We start from the raw sequence: 15201 nt of genomic DNA on the forward strand, positions 1-15201 counted from the left end.
GAGGCTAGGACTTTTGTCCTAGACTCTTTCCTATTCAAAAAAGTTACTCAGTTCTGGTAAGACTGTGGCGACGGCTGCTGCTGGGATTTTGGCAAGTTGGTAGGGACAAGCTCCAATATAGGCCTCTTCAAAGAAGTCAAGTGCAAGGCCACTATGTTTTATACTTGCTAAGGATTTGACCTGACTGAGATCCAGCAAGACCCCGTCATGAATCAGTGTGAGATGAGGAAGAAGGGAGGAATCAGCCAGCAGGGCCTGAAGCGTCTCTTCTTCCTTTTTTCGTCTCGTGAGGAGTCGTTTTTTATTGGTCAGATACATGCCATTTTCGATATATAGGCTTAAGGCCTTTTGCATGATGAGGTTACTATCATAGTCCAGAATGGTTTTATAGCTCAAGACTGGATTTACAAGGTTCTTGGGTAGAATCATAGAAGTGATCCGAAGGGCCGAGAAGAGGTTGGTTGAAAAAGACTTGATATAGATCACGCGATCGTGGCGATCCAGATAGTGAAATGAAGGCGCATTGTGCCCATCCAGATCTCCTAGATAGTCATCTTCTACGATATAGACGTCGTAACGCTCCGCTAGGGCTAGAATCGCTTCCTTGTCCTTTGTGAGATAGCTATGGCCAAGCGGATAGTGGAAGCGCGGAATGGTATAGAAAAATTTAATATGCCCACTTTTGAAAATGGCTTCAAGCTCTTCTAGATCAATCCCATCTAGATTTCTTTGAATGGTCCGGTAGGCTAGCTGTTGGGCAGAGAGCAGCTGGTTCATACGGTGATAGGTGGGCTGTTCAATCAAGATCTGAGATTTCTTATTTGGAAAGTCAATCTGACTGAGGATGTTCAGAGCTTGTTGCGTGCCCGTGGTCAATACAATCTGATCTATTGTAGAATAGATACCTTCGTCTTCTAGTAAGCCTTGAATGGAGGCTCGTACCTCAGGAAGACCTGCTTGGTCAAAAACGTTATTGAAGAGATAATTTTCGCGACCAATTAAGGTCTCATTGATACAAGTCCGGAAGTCCTCAAAAGCTTGGTTACGATCCTCCTCTAATTTGATGGGGAGATCTTCATGTTGATTCGACTCTTGCTCCAAGACATAGTAACCACTTTGGGGTTTGGCATAGAGCACATGTTGGTAGGTCAAGTCCAGTAAGGCCCGCTGGACCGTATCCTTGCTACAAGAAAACTGACGAGCCAACTGGCGAACGGACGGGATTTTCTGCCCGGTTGCGAGTTGCCCCTCTTGAATGGCTTCTTTTAGATAATGAATGATGTCTTTGTATTTACTTGTTTTGGTCATGACTGTCCCCGTACAGTTTTTTTCTATTGTACAGAAAAACCGACAAAAAAACCACTCCGAAGAGTGGCTCTCGGTTACATATAGTAAACAATGGCTAGATACTGAAGAGCAGAAGCAGCTAGAATAAAGAGGTGCCAAATCATGTGGAAGTAAGGTTTTTTCTTAGCATAGAAACCAGCACCCACTGTGTAGCAAAGACCACCCATGAGCATGAGGCCCCAAAAAATCGGAGTGGTTTGGCGAATGATGGGTGGAATGATAAAGACCACTAACCAGCCCATGATCAAGTAAAGAGCAAGACTGAATTTTTCATTGACCTTTTTAGCAAAGATTTTGTAGAGGATTCCAAAGATGGTCGTCCCCCATTGGATCAGGATAATACTGTAGCCTACCCAGTTATTCATCAAAGTCAAGACAACCGGTGTGTAGCTACCAGCAATGGCAATGTAGATCATGGAATGATCAATAATGCGAAGCACATACTTTTGAGGCGAATCATAGGACATAGCATGGTAGACTGTCGAGGAAAGAAACATCAAAAAGAGGCTAATCACAAAAATAGATGTTCCAACAGCACTGAGAAGGCCATGCTGTTCAAAGCTATAGATGGCAGAGATCGGGAGAAGAATCAGCATGAGAAAGGCCCCAACAGCATGGGTTACACTATTTGCGATTTCTTCTCCAAAGGATAATTTTTTACTTAGTTTCATGGTGTAGTTCATCAGGGATGTCCTCCGAATTTTCTGGTTGAATATAAGAGACGGTTTCAAGATACAGTTGAACCGTCTGGCAAGCTGCACGGATAATGGGAGCTATTGGTTCTTTTTGCTCATTGAGATAATCGACAAAACTATTGTAGAGAAGGTCTGAGTTCGCTTGCTGGTGAAGGTAATTCAAGGTGGAAGCGATCTCTTGGATAGAAAAGACGGTCTTCAGGGTCGTAATGGCGATCAAGCGAGCGATTTGATGGCGCTGGTATTTCTTCTTGTCTGGTTTTTCGACGTAGCCGTGTTTGACATAATTATTGATCATAGCAGCGGTTAAGCCTTTGTCTGAAGAAGAAAGAACCGGTGCACAGGTCTTATTGACATAGAGCAATACTTGATCCAGATAGAGATCCAAATCAGGAAGCTCTTCCCAACTAGGATAGTGAAATGTAGTCACAGAATTTTCACCTTTCTTATATCTAGTTTTAATAACTAGATAATACCATTAAAAAAAACTCCTGTCAAGGAATTTTCAAAATTATGGTACAATAGTTCTATGAAAATTTTAATTCCATCCGCTAAAGAACTAAATGAAAAAGGCCGCACGGTCGTACCCAAACCGTTATCCTTCCAGACCAAACAGATCCTCCAAAGCTTAGGGGACTTCTCGCTTGAAGACTTAGCTAGCTTCTATGCGATCTCAGAAGAGAGAGCTCAAGTCGAGCAAGAAAGGATCGAAGCCTTGGTCAATGGAAGAGCCAAGTCTTATCCTGCCTTGGAACTGTTTGATGGTCTCATGTACCGCAGTATGGAGCGCAAAAATTTATCCGACAAAGAGCAGACCTATCTTTCAGAACATTTGCTGATCACCACAGCTTTGTACGGTGTCATTCCTGCTTACGAGGGAATCGCTCCCCATCGCTTGGACTTTATGATGAAGCTAAAACCGGACGGTCAGTCCTTAAAAACGATTTGGAAAGAGGGCTATGATCGGGCAGTAGTAGAAGAGGATCAAATTCTTTCTCTCTTGTCATCTGAGTTTGAATTGATCTTTTCAAAAGCCATTCGTGAACGCATGATTCAAATTAAATTTATGGAGAATCGTGGTGGTAAGCTTAAAATTCACTCGACCATTTCAAAAAAAGCCCGTGGGGCCATGGTCACAGCCATGATGAAGCAGGAAATAAACCAGTTAGAAGATTTGAAGAAACTCGAAGTGGCCGGTTTTTCTTATCGTCAGGACCTGTCACGAGAAAAAGAGTGGGTATTTGTAAAAGATTAAAAAAAATTCCTGACGAGGATCAGGAATTTCAGATTGAAGACAAAGTCTTCTTAAAAACTTTCCTTAGGTGAGTACGGACGTCAGCGAACTTCGTAGAAGTTCCATGACTTAGTTTTGGACCTAAGGTTCCAAAACTCCCGAGTGCTAGAAACAATAGTGTTTCTAGCACTTTTCTCACGACGGAAAGTTTTGGTATTTTCTTGTTCATTTTAAAAATTTGAACTCATTTTTTTGTAGAATCGCTAAACAAATATTAAAATAGTTTGTCTACATTAAAAAATTCCTGACCAGGATCAGGAATTTTTTCATTAATTGTTGGAAATGCCTCACCACAGAACTCCAAAATAGAAGATTTTGGAGTCATATGGCTCTTTTTAGTGGTGGTTTAGGCGATGGTTTTAAACTTCTTCAAAAGCTCTTGCAATTCAGCCTGTTCACCTGTGTTAAAAACCTGCATCAGGCGTTGGATGTTTTTGATATGATCGGGAAGGGCTTCTTCGATTTTTTTACGCCCTGCATCAGTAATCGATACCAGATAGGCGCGACGGTCTTCTGGATCAGTCTCACGGGTAATCCAACCATCACGGACCATGTTACGGATCACGACGGTCATATTACCAGATGTCGCAAGAATACTGTCAATCAGATCTTGGATACGGAGATCGCCTTTGCTGTACAAGGTCTCTAAAACAGAGAATTGGGTTGGTGTTAACTGGTGCTTCTTAAAGATATTCGCCTCAGATGCACGGATCAATCTCTCTGCCTTGTGAAAGACAATCATGGTTTTTAAATCTACGTTTGCTTCTTTGAATAGTCTCTTTAAATTTTCCATACTTCTATTTTATCAATAAATAGTATTTATGCCTTTTAAATTTATTTTCAAATTCGTTACAAAAATGTAACAAATTTATTTAACTATAAACAAATCGGCGTCAGTTGTTAATTTTACTTTGTTTATCAAATAAATTTATACTAAAATATTGTAAAAGGGATGAAATATTAGTAATAAATCTTTCTTAAAAATCTATAGAATTCTGCTAGGCTTTGGTGTATAATGTGAGAGTGAAAGAAAAAAAGAATCATTTTATCATGTGGCAACATCTTATTGGGATTTGCCTCTTATTGCTAACAGGGATTTTTTCGGTTTTATTTTTGGCCGTTCATACGGTGGACCAGGAATCTAATCGGATCGCTAAAGCCAAACAAGTGGCTTTATCTCGGTCTACGATGGTTCAGATTGAGGATACGTCAGTCTTTAATGGCCAGGATTCCTATGTGACAGTGATGGGAGAAGATCAAGAAGGCCAAAAGCTGGCGGTTCTTGTGGCAAAGGAGAATCATACCGTTTATTCTTACCCATTAAACAAGGGGATCAGCCAGAAAAAAGCTTCTGCAATTGTAAAGGACAAAAGTAAGGATCCCATTGAGCGGGTTACTTTTGGTCGCTATCAAGGAAAGGCGATCTGGGAAGTAAAGGCTGGTAGTTCCTTTTATGTCGTTGATTTTAAGACTGGAAAAGTCATTCGTGTATTGTAAGTGTTAAGGAGAAGGTATGAAATTATCACATCGTGTAATGGAAATGGAAGAAAGCGTGACGTTGGCCGCAAATGCGCGCGCTAAAGCTCTAGCTGCAGAAGGTCGGGATATCTTGAGTTTGACGCTTGGTCAACCTGACTTTGCGACTCCAAAAAACATTCAAGAAGCAGCAGTCGCATCGATCGAGGATGGTCGCGCCAGCTTTTATACGGTAGCGTCTGGGCTTCCAGAATTGAAGGATGCCATTAGTGACTATATGAAACAATTCTATGGTTATGCAGTGAACCGGAATGAGGTTGTGGTCGGTACTGGGGCCAAGTTTATTCTTTATGCTTTCTTTACTTCTGTTATCAATCCAGGTGATGAGGTCATCATTCCAACACCTTGCTGGGTTTCTTATGTAGACCAGGTCAAGATGGTAGAAGGAACACCTGTTACTTTCCAAACAACAGAAGAAAATCACTTCAAAGCAACGGTAGAGCAATTAGAAGCAGCGCGTACAGACAAGACTAAGGTGGTCTTACTGAATTCGCCTTCTAATCCAACAGGAATGATTTACAACAAAGAAGAACTAGAAGCAATTGGTAACTGGGCTGTTGAACATGACATCTTGATTTTGGCAGATGATATCTATGGCCGTTTGGTCTATAACGGCAACACCTTTACGCCAATTTCTAGCTTATCAGAAGCGATTCGCAAGCAAACCATCGTGATTAACGGAGTTTCCAAAACCTATGCCATGACTGGTTGGCGGGTTGGTTTTGCAGTAGGGGATCCTGAAATTATCGGAGCCATGGCCAAGGTCATCAGCCAAACAACTTCTAACTTAACGACGGTCTCCCAATATGCTGCCATTGAGGCCTTGACAGGAGATCAATCTTCTATTGAGATCATGCGCCAAGCTTTTGAAGAGCGCTTGAATACCATTTATCCTCTTTTGAATGAAGTGCCTGGTTTTGAAGCCATCAAACCGCAAGGAGCCTTCTATCTTTTCCCAAATGTCAAGAAGGCCATGGAGATGAAGGGATACTCGGATGTTACGGAATTTACTACAGCGATTTTGGAAGAAGCAGAGGTCGCTCTGGTAACGGGAGCTGGCTTTGGTGCTCCTGAAAATGTTCGCTTGTCTTATGCGACCGATTTGGATACGCTCAAGGAAGCTGTACGTTGCCTTAAGGCCTTTATGGAAAAATAAGCAATAAGGATTCTCAGTTAGCATTCTGGGAATCTTTTCTGTTAAAAAATCAAGATTTTTGGCAGGTAGAATCTAGCGTATATAGGTGAATTGTGTTACAATAAAAGGTAATGATGTCTTTGGACAAGAACAACCAGAAAAGGAAGATGAATTATGACAAAACGGATTACCATCATCGAAGTAAAAGACTACGTCGGTCAAGAAGTGACCATCGGTGCTTGGGTAGCAAACAAATCAGGTAAAGGGAAAATTGCCTTCTTGCAATTGCGTGACGGGACTGCCTTTTTCCAAGGTGTAGCGTTCAAACCAAACTTTATCGAAAAATTTGGCGAAGAAGCTGGGCTTGAAAAATTTGATACCATCAAACACTTGAGCCAAGAAACGTCTGTTTACGTTACAGGGATTGTCAAAGAAGACGAACGATCTAAATTTGGCTATGAGCTCGATATTACAGACATCGAAGTCATCGGTGAATCGCAAGACTACCCAATCACTCCCAAAGAACACGGTACAGATTTCTTGATGGACAACCGCCACTTGTGGCTTCGTTCTCGCAAGCAAGTTGCTGTGATGCAAATTCGTAATGCCATTATCTATGCAACTTATGAATTCTTTGATAAGAACGGCTTTATGAAATTTGATAGCCCAATTCTTTCAGGAAATGCAGCAGAAGATTCTACAGAACTTTTCGAAACAGACTACTTCGGTACTCCAGCTTACTTGAGCCAATCTGGTCAGCTTTATCTTGAAGCTGGTGCTATGGCCCTTGGTCGCGTCTTTGACTTTGGTCCAGTATTCCGTGCTGAAAAATCTAAGACTCGTCGTCATTTGACTGAGTTCTGGATGATGGACGCTGAGTACTCTTACTTGACACATGATGAATCACTTGACTTGCAAGAAGCTTATGTTAAAGCGTTGCTTCAAGGTGTTCTAGACCGTGCTCCTCAAGCCTTGGAAGCTTTAGAACGTGATACAGAGCTCTTGAAACGCTACATTGCAGAGCCATTCAAACGGATCACATATGATGAAGCGATTGACCTCTTGCAAGAACATGAGGGTGATGAGGATGCTGATTACGAGCATCTTGAGCATGGAGATGATTTCGGTTCACCACACGAAACGTGGATTTCAAACCACTTTGGTATCCCAACCTTCGTGATCAACTATCCAGCAGCTATCAAGGCATTTTACATGAAACCAGTTCCTGGTAACCCAGAGCGCGTGCTTTGTGCAGACTTGCTTGCACCAGAAGGCTACGGAGAAATCATTGGTGGTTCGATGCGTGAGGAAGATTACGACGCTCTTGTCGCTAAGATGGAAGAGCTTGGAATGGATCGTACAGAGTATGAATTCTACCTTGACCTTCGTAAATACGGTACAGTGCCACACGGTGGATTCGGGATCGGTATCGAGCGGATGGTGACCTTTGCGGCTGGTACAAAACATATCCGTGAAGCCATTCCGTTCCCACGTATGTTGCACCGTATCAAACCTTAAAAAGACGTAAAAACGCCGGTAGGCGTTTTTAACTTTTATATCACAAGATGATTAGGAAAGGGATTCTTATGCTGAAAAGAGATATCATTGATGGAAAAGAATATGATTGTATTCATGGTGCTTTGATTGCTGACTTGGATCATACCATCCAAACCATGTTGCAGATTTCTTATCCCGATAGTCAGATGGATGACTTTATTACCTACAAGAATTTAAGTCAGTATTGTATGGATTATTTGTCCCAAATTATTGACCGGGCGAATGAGAAAAATGAGGCGATCAAGCAACAGGTGACGGCAGTCTTGCCTATGACGGAGGCTCCCTTTAACGTTGAAGACCGCTTGACGGCTAGCTATACCTTTGGTCAGCGGGTGGCGGATTCGGTCGCACGATTTGGTGGGTCATGGACTTTTATCATCACCTTTATCTTGATGATGGGGATCTGGATGCTGATTAACGTGGTGCATCCTTTTGGCTGGAATTTTGACCCGTATCCTTTTATCTTGTTGAATTTAGCCCTGTCTACGATTGCGGCCATTCAAGCTCCTTTGATCATGATGAGCCAAAACCGGGCGGCAGATTATGATCGCTTGCAAGCGCGAAATGACTTTAACGTCAATATGGAGTCTGAACGGGAAATTCGTTTATTGCATACGAAGATTGACCATATGGTGCAACAAGACCAGACGGATTTACTGGAAATTCAAAAGCTGCAAACGGAATTATTGGTATCCTTGTCAAATCAAGTCATCCAATTGCGTCAGGAAATGAATCAAGAAAGGATGGAGGAGGTGGAGAAAATGTAGGCAACTCTAAGTAAGTCTTTTAGAAACACTCATATAATCTATTGAAAGAGGAAAAACAATGTTTAAAAGAACTTACAAAGGCAATATTCCACTCCTAGCAGGACTGGAATTTACATCTTATTTTGGAATCACCAGTTTTTGGATTTTATTTTTCATTCAAAATGGTCTTTCCTTGCTTCAAATCGGTCTCTTAGAGAGTATCTTTCATGGGACCAGTCTCTTGTGTGAGATCCCTTCTGGTATGTTGGCTGATCGATTTAGCTACAAGACCAATCTCTATTTGGCTCGCTTGGCCAGTATTGTGTCTTCTATCTTGATCTTACTAGGTCAGGGGAATTTCTGGATTTATGCGCTTGCCATGATGGTCAATGCCTGGTCCTACAATTTTGACTCAGGAACCAGTACCGCCTTCTTATATGATTCAGCAGTAGAAGCGGGTCAAAAGGACCGGTATCTTCAAATTTCTAGCTTTTTGTCTGGTGTGGCTGAAGTCACCCGAACTTTAGGTACAGTTGTCGCTGGTTTCTTTGTTCATGGCGCCTTGGCTTGGACCTATTATATTGCCATCGGGCTATCCTTGATTTCTATTCTCTTGATTTTTCTGATGAAGGAGCCTGAAACCAAGAATAATGAAAGAGACCGGCTTACCTTAAAACGGATAGTGGTGGTAGTCAAACAAGAATGGCAGGAAAAACCAGTACTTTTTTACTGGATGCTCACCTATCAGTTGGTAGGGACCATCATGTGTATGTTTTATTTTTACTACCAACAGAAAATTAGTGACCTAGCTAGTTGGCAAGTATCGCTCGTCATGCTTGTTGGGAGTCTCTTAAATCTCCTAGCGGTTTATCTGGCTAGTCAAATCGGAAAAAAATGGAATAGTGATCGCGTCTTTCCGACTCTGGTTGCACTGACAGGTTTGGCCTTGTTTTTGGTCGCATTCAGGACTCCATTCGCATATCTAAGTGTCTATCTCTTGACCAATGCCCTTTATGCAGTGTACCAACCCATTTACTACAATGAGTTACAAGGCTATTTACCGTCCAGTGTGCGTGCAACCATGCTGAGTATCAATTCGATGATGTTTAGTCTATCCATGATCGTTATCTTCCCACTGACGGGTTGGTTTATTGATAGTTATGGATTTGTAGCAGTCTTTATTGTGCTAGGACTTATAACCTTATTCTCTTTCCCTCTCTTACTGATTGAATTAGGGAAAATGGGTAAGACATTAAATAAGAGCCTAAAGAGTGAATAAAATTCTGACGGTTCATTTGTCTAGCAAGGTTTAATAGAACAAAACTAAACGAACTTTCTCTGCTATGCAGGAAGATTAAGATTGAAGAAAAAGTCATCTTAGAAACTTTCCTTAGGCGAGGACGGACGTCAGCGAACTTCGAAGAAGTTCCATGACTAATTATTGAGCCTAAGGTCTCAATAATTCCGAGTGCTAGAAACAATAGTGTTTCTAGCACTTTTCTCACAGCGGAAAGTTACAGTAGATGATTGAATAACTTTAACAAATAAAATTTTTTTATCTTTAAAGAAGTTAATAAATTTGTATAAAAGTGCAATTTATTTGTGTTCTCATTCTCTCTGCTATGCAGGGAGAGTTTTTTTGTCTGTGAAAATTGTGGTAAAATAGGTACATCCTTTACAATTAGAATCGAGTCGCATGAAATCGTTATTGAAGTATTTTAAGGGCTATCTGGCAGAAACCTTTTTAGGGCCCGTGTTTAAACTTTTAGAAGCCATTTTTGAATTATGTGTTCCCTTAATCATTGCCCACTTGGTCGATCAGGTCATTCCACAAAAGGAAACGAGCGGAGTGGTGATGACGGTCGGAGTTTTGTTTTTATTTGCCGGCTTTGGTGTTGTCGTAGCTATTACGGCCCAGTATTTTTCATCTAAAGCAGCTGTCGGCTTTACCCGTGAGATGACTAAGGAGTTGTATGATAAGATCTTGTCCCTTCCAAAGGACAAGCGAGATAGGATCGGTACTTCTAGTTTGGTAACCCGTCTCACTTCGGATACTTATCAAATCCAGGTTGGGATCAATCTCTTCTTGCGTCTCTTTTTGAGGGCGCCGATTATTGTCTTTGGCTCTATTATCATGGCCTTTACGATCAGTCCGAAACTAACCCTTTGGTTCTTGGGGATGGTGGCGATTCTAACCTTGATTATTGTCCTCATGTCTCGGATTGTCAATCCTCTCTTTGTAACCATTCGGAAAATCACAGACCGAATGGTTACGGTAACGCGTCAGCAATTTCAAGGGATGCGAGTGATTCGGGCCTTTGGACAACAGGCTAGTGAATTAGAAGATTTTAGAGAGGTCAATCAGGACTACAAAGTCTGGCAAATTCGCGCTGGTATCTGGTCTAGTTTGGTAAGTCCCTTGACCTTCCTTGTGGTCAATACGACCTTGGTCTGTGTTATTTGGCAGGGACAATTGACCATCTCTGCTGGTCTTCTGACTCAAGGGATGTTGGTCGCTCTGGTCAATTATTTATTGCAAATTTTAACAGAATTGATCAAGCTGGCTATGCTGATCACGTCTTTAAATGTCAGCTATATTTCAGCCGAGCGGGTACAAGAGATCTTTGATTTGAAAGAAGAAGACCTCCTAGAAGCTTTGGCAGAGGAAACCGCAAGAGAACAAGAAGCGATCAGTGCAGAGGAAGTTTCTTTCACCTATCCAACGGCTTCAAGCCCAGCCCTAGAGGGAATTTCCTTTGATCTTTACCAAGGACAGATGCTGGGAATTATCGGTGGTACAGGATCTGGGAAGTCCACCCTTGTTCAGTTATTGAGTCATTTGTATGCCGTTAGTCAGGGAAAATTAGCCCTCTATCATCAAGGTCATTCTCCTAGAACTCTCAAGGAGTGGCGGGAGTGGGTAGCTGTAGTTCCGCAGAAGGCAGAGCTCTTTAGAGGAACCATTCGCTCCAATCTTTTACTGGGAATGGAAGGAAAGGTGTCGGATCATGATTTGTGGTGGGCACTAGAAACGGCTCAGGCGGCTGATTTTGTTCGTGAAAAAGAAGGACAGCTGGATGAGCCGGTAGAAGCCTTTGGTCGAAATTTTTCAGGTGGCCAACGCCAGCGGTTGACCATTGCGCGTGCTCTTTTGAAAAAGGCCCCTTTCTTGATATTGGATGATTCGACTTCTGCCTTGGATTATTTGACGGAGGCTCGTCTCTTAAAATCAATTAAAGAAGAATTGAGTGACACAAGTTTGATCTTAGTATCACAACGAACCAATAGTCTCAAGTCGGCTGATCAGATTTTGGTCTTGAATAAGGGCCATCAAGTAGGCCTGGGCAATCATGAGTTCCTATTAGCTACGAATGAGATTTATCAAGAGATTCATGAATCACAACACGGGAGGGAGGAAGCATGAGTCAAAAACGTTCTAGTTATTTAAAACGTCTCTTTAGAGATTTTGCTCACCATCCCGGTCTCCTGATTCTGGCCAGTATCGGAACCATTGCTCAAGTAGCCTTAACGGTTTGGTTACCGATCTTGATTGGACATGCGGTTGACTTGGTCATTAATCCTCAAGGGATGAAAGTTTTATTGCCCGTTTTGATTCAGATGGTGCTGATTATTTTGGCAAATACCTTGATTCAATGGATCAATCCTCTTCTCTATAATCAATTGGTCTATCGGTTTAGCCAAAACCTAAGGGCAGAAGTGATGGAAAAAGTTCACCGCTTGCCCTTGTCTTATCTGGATAAACAAGGGAGTGGGGATTTCGTCAGTCGTCTCACGACCGATGTGGAGCAACTCAATAGCGGGCTTCTCATGGTCTTCAACCAGTTCTTTGTTGGGCTCTTAACCATTCTTGTGACCATCGTGACCATGGCAGAATTGGATTTCTTTATGATGGTAGCGGTTCTGGTCTTGACTCCTTTGTCTCTTTTGATTGCTCGTTTTATTGCCAAGCGTTCTTATACACTTTTCCAAAAGCAGACCAAGGCGCGTGGCCTGCAAACTCAGTTGATCGAAGAGTCGTTGACCCAGGAAAGTTTGATCCAGTCCTTTAACGCTCAGGATCAATTCCGTGCGGCCTTTCAGGAGACGAATGAAAACTATGCCCATTATTCCCAATCTGCTGTCTTTTATTCCTCGACTGTCAATCCTGCAACTCGCTTTGTGAATGCCTTGATTTATGCAGTAGTAGCTGGATTTGGTGCGGTTCGTATTATTTCGGGATCCCACTTTACTGTCGGTCAATTGGTGACCTTCCTCAATTATGTCAACCAATACACCAAGCCCTTTAATGACATCTCCTCTGTCTTATCTGAATTACAGAGTGCATTAGCTTGCGCAGAGCGCTTGTACAGCGTCTTGGATCAAGATGAGATTGAGGAAACCGGTCATCAATTTTTGGAAACGCAGAATGTTAAAGGAGCGATTGGCTTTGAGCACGTCGCATTTGGCTATGATTTAGGACGGACCTTGATCAAGGATTTAACCATTCAAGTCCCCGCTGCTAGTAAAGTAGCGATTGTAGGGCCTACAGGAGCAGGGAAGTCGACCTTGATCAATCTGCTCATGCGTTTTTATCCAGTGAATTCTGGTAAGATTACGATTGATGGGGTGCCGATTACGGACTACACCCGTGCTTCCTACCGCCAACAGTTTGGCATGGTTCTACAAGAAACCTGGCTTAAGGTTGGGACCATCCATGAAAATATTGCTTTTTCTCGTCCAGATGCGACCAGAGAAGAAGTGATAGAAGCAGCAAAAGCAGCCAATGCGGATTTCTTTATCCGGCAGTTGCCACAAGGGTATGATACCTATCTTTCAGATGCAGGAGAATCTTTGTCACAAGGACAACGCCAACTCTTAACGATTGCGCGGGTTTTCCTTTCGGTTCCTAAGATTTTGATCTTGGATGAGGCGACATCATCTATTGATACTCGGACTGAGGTCTTGATTCAAGATGCCTTTCATCAGCTCATGAAGGGACGGACTAGCTTTATCATTGCTCACCGTTTATCGACCATTCAAAATGCTGATATGATCCTTGTCATGGTGGATGGAGATATTGTCGAGCATGGCACTCATGAAGAGCTAATGCAAGCACAAGGTGTTTACTACAAGATGCAGACAGCTCAGCAACAGATTCGTTAGAATGAAAAGCATTTTCAAACCTGAAAATGCTTTTTTAGTCTAAAAAAGAGAGTGGGACAGAAATCGGTCATTCGTTAGAATTCGATTTCGTCGTCCCACCTCCGCACNNCCAAAAACAAGAAGAGGCTAGGACTTCTGTCCCAGCCTCCACTCGGAATTATTGAGAGTAAAACAGTTTGGGAAACTGTTTTAGCCTGAGCCCAGGAATTAAAGAGCGAAGAGGTTCAATATGAATTGAACACGGGCTGCGGATTGTGTCAAAAAGATAAGTTCTCCTAGAATCGAAAGATTCTGCGTCAAACTCCCTATTTTGACTTTATCCGCAGACGCCCTTAGTATCTTTATTTTGTCATGGTACTTCCTGGATTGCTGAAATCATCCACTGGATAATTTCCCCTAACGTCCGTACTCACCTTAGGAAAGTTTTTAATATGTCTTTTAAGCATTTTTAAATTTGAAAATGCTTTTATAGTACAAAAAAAGCATCTAGCAAAATTGCTAGATGTAAGTGTTATCATCAGGAAGTGTCTATTTATGTTTGGAATTCATAACTTGTCCCTTAAGTATGGCAAGAAAACATTATTGCATCCAACATCTCTAAAGTTCAAAGAGGGGAAATTATATACAACTTATAGAAAATCCTCGTTGTTGAATAAGATTGGACTGATTTCAATCAAGGTTTCTAAAGGGGATATAGCTGTAAAATATTATATATATACCGTATTGTTAAACCAAGACGGTACCAAAAATTAAGGTTTCGGAGCTTATAAACTTAAGAAAGTTGTCTCAAGTATTTGTACTTTTTTTATTGTCTTTTTGTAACAAAGTGACGTAGTCACTTTTAGTGTGGAATAGGTGAGATAAAAAAACAGTGTTTCGTTTTTGGTCAATGAAGTAAAGCAAAACATATTGGTCTATAATTTTTCCTCGTGAAGGATACTTGCTGTTAATCTTTACTCCGATTTTCTCATCAGTGTCAAAGCCTGCTTCAGGAAAAATCTCTAAACTTTTTAAGTTGTCCAAGATTTTAGCCACAGTATTTTTGGCGGATTGAGGGGATAGAAGTACCGTAGCTATATAGTCGTGTATATTGTCGATAGCTTCCTCGACCTCTTTTGAAGCAATCACTTTATAAGCCATAACGTACCCTCATATCGTCTAGGGAAGTTCCTTCGCCTGCCTCGTATTCTCTCAAGGCACGCTCAGATTGGGCTTGTAATTCTTCAATCAACTGTTCTCTACGTAGATCTTCGGCCGTCTTAATAGGCAAATCTTGCTCCAGGACTATTTGCTCCACAAATAAAGAAATAGCATCTGTCATTGTCATTCCCTTTTCCTTGATAATTTTTCGAGCTTGTTCCATAGTGGCTTCATTCAGTTTAAAATTGTATTGTTTCGATAAAGTTATAGCCATGATATATCTCCAATCTATACGGTATAGATTGATTATATACTAGATATAGACTTTAATCAAGAAAAAAGAGAGTGGGACAGAAATCGGTCATTCGTTAGAATTCGATTTCGTCGTCCCACCTCCGCACAGTTGAGTAGGGCTGTAAAAGCTGATGAAATCAGCGTAGTAGAGCCCACTCAACCACTGCGTCTTGCTCGACAATCCAAAAACAATTAAGAGGCTAGGACTTTTGTCCCAGCCTCTTGTTACGTATTGCATGGTTTTAGAATAAAAGACAAGACTTTCGAAGTAATTGCGAGAGTCTTGTTTAGTTT

At 41.7% G+C, this 15201-nt stretch carries 14 protein-coding genes; 8 read left to right on the top strand and 6 right to left on the bottom strand.

Annotated features, from left to right (window positions below; genetic code table 11):
* Positions 1–30: 30 nt before the first annotated feature.
* The 3 genes from BTU61_RS09810 to BTU61_RS09820 all read right to left on the bottom strand — a co-directional run bounded on the left by BTU61_RS09810 (position 31) and on the right by BTU61_RS09820 (position 2472).
* The gene (locus BTU61_RS09810; RefSeq protein ID WP_200773376.1) at positions 31–1308 is read right to left on the bottom strand and encodes an aminotransferase-like domain-containing protein; all 1278 of its coding nucleotides are present in this window, start codon (positions 1306–1308) and stop codon (positions 31–33) included.
* A gap of 74 nt (positions 1309–1382) precedes the next feature.
* Complete coding sequence (gene trhA, locus BTU61_RS09815) at positions 1383–2030, bottom strand: PAQR family membrane homeostasis protein TrhA (RefSeq protein ID WP_187540009.1); 648 nt, start codon at positions 2028–2030, stop codon at positions 1383–1385.
* The gene (locus tag BTU61_RS09820) at positions 2005–2472 is read right to left on the bottom strand and encodes a DUF1836 domain-containing protein (protein ID WP_200773377.1); all 468 of its coding nucleotides are present in this window, start codon (positions 2470–2472) and stop codon (positions 2005–2007) included. Before BTU61_RS09820 ends, trhA begins: the two co-directional genes overlap by 26 nt.
* A gap of 99 nt (positions 2473–2571) precedes the next feature.
* On the opposite strand from BTU61_RS09820, the gene yaaA reads away from it, so the two are divergent.
* On the top strand, positions 2572–3297 hold the full coding sequence (gene yaaA, locus BTU61_RS09825) for a peroxide stress protein YaaA (protein WP_200773378.1): 726 nt from the start codon (positions 2572–2574) through the stop codon (positions 3295–3297).
* A gap of 385 nt (positions 3298–3682) precedes the next feature.
* Here yaaA and BTU61_RS09830 read toward each other — a convergent pair whose 3' ends face one another.
* The gene (locus BTU61_RS09830) at positions 3683–4129 is read right to left on the bottom strand and encodes a MarR family winged helix-turn-helix transcriptional regulator (protein ID WP_187540004.1); all 447 of its coding nucleotides are present in this window, start codon (positions 4127–4129) and stop codon (positions 3683–3685) included.
* A gap of 257 nt (positions 4130–4386) precedes the next feature.
* Between BTU61_RS09830 and BTU61_RS09835 the strand changes: the two genes are divergently transcribed.
* From BTU61_RS09835 to BTU61_RS09865, 7 genes are all read left to right on the top strand, one after another.
* Positions 4387–4833 (top strand): cell wall elongation regulator TseB-like domain-containing protein, encoded by a 447-nt coding sequence (locus BTU61_RS09835; RefSeq protein WP_200773379.1) that lies wholly within the window; start codon positions 4387–4389, stop codon positions 4831–4833.
* A 16-nt stretch (positions 4834–4849) separates the two neighbouring features.
* Positions 4850–6028 (top strand): pyridoxal phosphate-dependent aminotransferase, encoded by a 1179-nt coding sequence (locus BTU61_RS09840; RefSeq protein ID WP_200773380.1) that lies wholly within the window; start codon positions 4850–4852, stop codon positions 6026–6028.
* A gap of 153 nt (positions 6029–6181) precedes the next feature.
* Positions 6182–7525 carry an asparagine--tRNA ligase gene (asnS, locus tag BTU61_RS09845; RefSeq protein WP_234700141.1) on the top strand — a complete coding sequence of 448 codons (1344 nt, stop codon included), beginning with the start codon at positions 6182–6184 and terminating at the stop codon, positions 7523–7525.
* A 68-nt stretch (positions 7526–7593) separates the two neighbouring features.
* On the top strand, positions 7594–8331 hold the full coding sequence (locus tag BTU61_RS09850; RefSeq protein WP_200773381.1) for a DUF1003 domain-containing protein: 738 nt from the start codon (positions 7594–7596) through the stop codon (positions 8329–8331).
* A gap of 58 nt (positions 8332–8389) precedes the next feature.
* Positions 8390–9589 (top strand): MFS transporter, encoded by a 1200-nt coding sequence (locus BTU61_RS09855; protein ID WP_200773382.1) that lies wholly within the window; start codon positions 8390–8392, stop codon positions 9587–9589.
* Positions 9590–10006: 417 nt separating this feature from the next.
* Positions 10007–11734 carry an ABC transporter ATP-binding protein gene (locus BTU61_RS09860; RefSeq protein ID WP_200773383.1) on the top strand — a complete coding sequence of 576 codons (1728 nt, stop codon included), beginning with the start codon at positions 10007–10009 and terminating at the stop codon, positions 11732–11734.
* Positions 11731–13473, top strand: coding sequence for an ABC transporter ATP-binding protein (locus tag BTU61_RS09865; protein ID WP_200773384.1), 1743 nt, complete (start codon positions 11731–11733; stop codon positions 13471–13473). The genes BTU61_RS09860 and BTU61_RS09865 overlap by 4 nt, the downstream gene beginning before the upstream one ends.
* 786 nt (positions 13474–14259) lie before the next feature.
* Here the strand turns inward: BTU61_RS09865 and BTU61_RS09870 are convergent.
* Complete coding sequence (locus tag BTU61_RS09870; protein ID WP_200773385.1) at positions 14260–14613, bottom strand: type II toxin-antitoxin system RelE/ParE family toxin; 354 nt, start codon at positions 14611–14613, stop codon at positions 14260–14262.
* The gene (gene relB, locus BTU61_RS09875; RefSeq protein ID WP_200773386.1) at positions 14603–14887 is read right to left on the bottom strand and encodes a type II toxin-antitoxin system RelB/ParD family antitoxin; all 285 of its coding nucleotides are present in this window, start codon (positions 14885–14887) and stop codon (positions 14603–14605) included. The genes BTU61_RS09870 and relB overlap by 11 nt, the downstream gene beginning before the upstream one ends.
* Positions 14888–15201 lie beyond the last annotated feature (314 nt).

Origin of the sequence: Streptococcus lactarius (assembly GCF_016642265.1) — a bacterium.
Taxonomy (GTDB): domain Bacteria; phylum Bacillota; class Bacilli; order Lactobacillales; family Streptococcaceae; genus Streptococcus; species Streptococcus lactarius.

Bases quoted from the DNA above. Each gene is read 5' to 3' on its own strand.
- BTU61_RS09810 (WP_200773376.1), bottom strand. From the start codon at position 1,308: ATGACCAAAACAAGTAAATACAAAGACATCATTCATTATCTAAAAGAA.
- trhA (WP_187540009.1), bottom strand. From the start codon at position 2,030: ATGAACTACACCATGAAACTAAGTAAAAAATTATCCTTTGGAGAAGAA.
- yaaA (WP_200773378.1), top strand. From the start codon at position 2,572: ATGAAAATTTTAATTCCATCCGCTAAAGAACTAAATGAAAAAGGCCGC.
- BTU61_RS09830 (WP_187540004.1), bottom strand. From the start codon at position 4,129: ATGGAAAATTTAAAGAGACTATTCAAAGAAGCAAACGTAGATTTAAAA.
- BTU61_RS09835 (WP_200773379.1), top strand. From the start codon at position 4,387: ATGTGGCAACATCTTATTGGGATTTGCCTCTTATTGCTAACAGGGATT.
- BTU61_RS09840 (WP_200773380.1), top strand. From the start codon at position 4,850: ATGAAATTATCACATCGTGTAATGGAAATGGAAGAAAGCGTGACGTTG.
- asnS (WP_234700141.1), top strand. From the start codon at position 6,182: ATGACAAAACGGATTACCATCATCGAAGTAAAAGACTACGTCGGTCAA.
- BTU61_RS09850 (WP_200773381.1), top strand. From the start codon at position 7,594: ATGCTGAAAAGAGATATCATTGATGGAAAAGAATATGATTGTATTCAT.
- BTU61_RS09855 (WP_200773382.1), top strand. From the start codon at position 8,390: ATGTTTAAAAGAACTTACAAAGGCAATATTCCACTCCTAGCAGGACTG.
- BTU61_RS09860 (WP_200773383.1), top strand. From the start codon at position 10,007: ATGAAATCGTTATTGAAGTATTTTAAGGGCTATCTGGCAGAAACCTTT.
- BTU61_RS09865 (WP_200773384.1), top strand. From the start codon at position 11,731: ATGAGTCAAAAACGTTCTAGTTATTTAAAACGTCTCTTTAGAGATTTT.
- BTU61_RS09870 (WP_200773385.1), bottom strand. From the start codon at position 14,613: ATGGCTTATAAAGTGATTGCTTCAAAAGAGGTCGAGGAAGCTATCGAC.
- relB (WP_200773386.1), bottom strand. From the start codon at position 14,887: ATGGCTATAACTTTATCGAAACAATACAATTTTAAACTGAATGAAGCC.